Origin of the sequence: Streptomyces sp. NPDC059900, assembly GCF_050270335.1 — a bacterium.
Lineage (GTDB): Bacteria > Actinomycetota > Actinomycetes > Streptomycetales > Streptomycetaceae > Streptomyces.
Genome location: NZ_JBNNJZ010000890.1, coordinates 1 through 2322, shown reverse-complemented (window position 1 = coordinate 2322; position 2322 = coordinate 1). Strand labels below are relative to the sequence as shown.

At 70.3% G+C, this 2322-nt stretch carries 3 protein-coding genes; 2 read left to right on the top strand and 1 reads right to left on the bottom strand.

Going from position 1 to position 2322, the window contains the following annotated elements; genetic code table 11:
• Positions 1 to 108: cold-shock protein (locus ACQKIP_RS45360; RefSeq protein WP_427745670.1), on the bottom strand; the 108-nt coding region annotated here is incomplete at its 3' end.
• Between the two features lie 355 nt (positions 109 to 463).
• Here ACQKIP_RS45360 and ACQKIP_RS45355 point away from each other — a divergent pair.
• The gene (locus ACQKIP_RS45355) at positions 464 to 1480 is read left to right on the top strand and encodes a tyrosine-protein phosphatase (RefSeq protein WP_365852931.1); all 1017 of its coding nucleotides are present in this window, start codon (positions 464 to 466) and stop codon (positions 1478 to 1480) included.
• Complete coding sequence (locus ACQKIP_RS45350) at positions 1480 to 2211, top strand: SDR family NAD(P)-dependent oxidoreductase (protein ID WP_365853460.1); 732 nt, start codon at positions 1480 to 1482, stop codon at positions 2209 to 2211. Before ACQKIP_RS45355 ends, ACQKIP_RS45350 begins: the two co-directional genes overlap by 1 nt.
• The last annotated feature ends 111 nt before the right edge of the window (positions 2212 to 2322 follow it).

The following is a 2322-nucleotide window of genomic DNA, read 5'->3' as shown; positions in this document are numbered from 1 at the left end:
GGACGCGATGTTCGAGTAGTGGGCGAAGACGTCGGGGCCGCCGCCGTCCTGCTCGATGAAGCCGAAGCCCTTTTCCGAGTTGAACCACTTAACGGTGCCGGTTGCCATGTCAATCTCCTCAACAGGGGCAGAGTAAGGAAAACCACGGAATTGTGGATTCCAAGCGCTGCAATGACCCCCATCACCGGAGAGACCGGAGAAAAACAATAATGCGCCCTCGGAGCATTCCCGTCAGGCGCACATAAAGTTCATGGGTACCAAAACTGCGACGCATAAGCCTAACACGGACGGGGGACTCCGCATCCCGGGGGCCCTCGTGCACCGTACGGGGCAGGGGCGCCCGGCGAGGCGCCCGGCGCCCTGTAACACCCCGGCAGGCACCTGCCGCACGCACCTTCCTTGTATCGGGGCACCCCGCTACCTTCGTCAACCAAACAATCGCTTGGTTGAGAGACGAGTGGCCATGGCGACCGCTACCGAGGAAGGCGGCCCGATGCGCATCCCCAGCACACGTACGGCGGCACGTTCGGCGGCTCGTACGGCAGCCGGAGTCGCGGTCTGCGCGCTCGCCCTGGGCGCCCTGCCCGCCGGGACGGCCCACGCCGGATCCGCCGCGGGCACCGCGTCCGAGCGCGGCGCGGCCCGCCACGCGGCCCCGCTCCACTCCCGCCCGGCATCCGACGGCGTACGCCTGGTACCGCTGCAAGGTGCCGTCAACGTCCGGGACCTGGGCGGCTACCGCACCTACGACGGCGAGCGGGTCCGCTACGGCCAGGTCTTCCGCGCCGACGCCCTGTCGAAGCTCACCGACGCCGACGTCACCACCCTGGCCGGGCTCGGCCTGAAGAAGGTGATCGACTTCCGGGTGCCCGCCGAGGTCCGGAGCGACGGGCCCGACCGGCTGCCCGCCGGGCTCGCCCCGACGTCCAGGCCCGTCAACGACAACGGCCTCTTCACCACGCTGATGACGGTCATCGGCTCCAGGGACCCGGTCAAGCAGGAGGAGATGCTGGGCAACGGCAAGGCGGAGGCCTTCATGCGCGACGTCTACCGCACCTTCGTCACCGACGCGTCGAACCGCTCGCAGTTCGCGACGACGCTGCGCGACATCGCCCGGGGCGGCAAGGGATCGCCGCTCCTCTACCACTGCACGGCGGGCAAGGACCGCACCGGCTGGACCAGCTATCTGCTGCTGCGCGCCGTCGGCATCCCCGGGTCCACCGCCACGGGCGACTTCCTGGCCTCCAACACCTACCGCGCCGCGTACGACGCGAAGGTGCGCGAGGGCCTGAAGCAAGGCGGCCTGATGCAGAACCCCGACCTGCTGATCCCGCTCCAGGAGGTCCGCACCGGCTATCTGGAGGCGGCACTGGCCGAGGCGGAGCGGCAGTACGGCAGCCTGGGCGGCTATCTGAGCAAGGGGCTCGGGCTCGATCCGCGGACGATTCTGGCGCTGCGGGACCGGATGGTCGGCCGTTGATCTCCTACGGGCTCGACGGCAAGGCCGTCCTGATCACCGGCGCGGGCCGCGGTCAGGGGGCCGCCGAGGCACGGCTCTTCGCCCAGGCCGGGGCGCGGGTCGTGGTCACGGACGTACGGGAGGAGGAGGGGCGGACCGTCGCCAAGTCCCTGGGCGATCAGGGCCTGTTCGTACGTCATGACGTCACGGACGCGGAGAGCTGGGCGGCGGCCGTGGCGGCCGGGGTGAGCGCCTTCGGCCGCCTGGACGCGCTCGTCAACAACGCCGCGCTGTGGCGGACGGCGTCCGTGGAGAACGAGACGTACGAGAACTTCGAGGCGCTGGTGCGGGTCAACCTGCTCGGGCCGTTCCTGGGGATCCAGGCGGTGCTGCCCGCGTTGCGCCGGGCGGGCGGGGGGTCGATCGTGAACGTCTCCTCCACGGCGGGGCTCGTGGGGATACGGGGGCATGCGGCGTACGGCTCCACGAAGTTCGGGCTGCGGGGGCTCACCCGGTCATCGGCGCTGGATCTCGCGGAGTACGGGGTCCGGGTCAACTCCGTGCACCCGGGGGCGATCGACACTCCGATGATCTCCGCGGCCTCCGCGGGGCGGGACTGGTCGCATCTGCCGCTGGGCAGGATGGGCCGCCCCGAGGAGGTCGGCGAGCTGATCCTGTTCCTCGCCTCGGAGGCGTCGTCGTACATCACGGGGGCGGAGTTCGCCGTGGACGGCGGGTCGACGACGGGGTAGGGGGCCCTGCGGGGCTCTCCCCAATCCCGCCCCTTCCCGAAACCATGGGGCTCCGCCCCCTGGACCCCCGAAAGATGTCCTCAAACGCCGGACGGGCTGGAATTTCCAGCC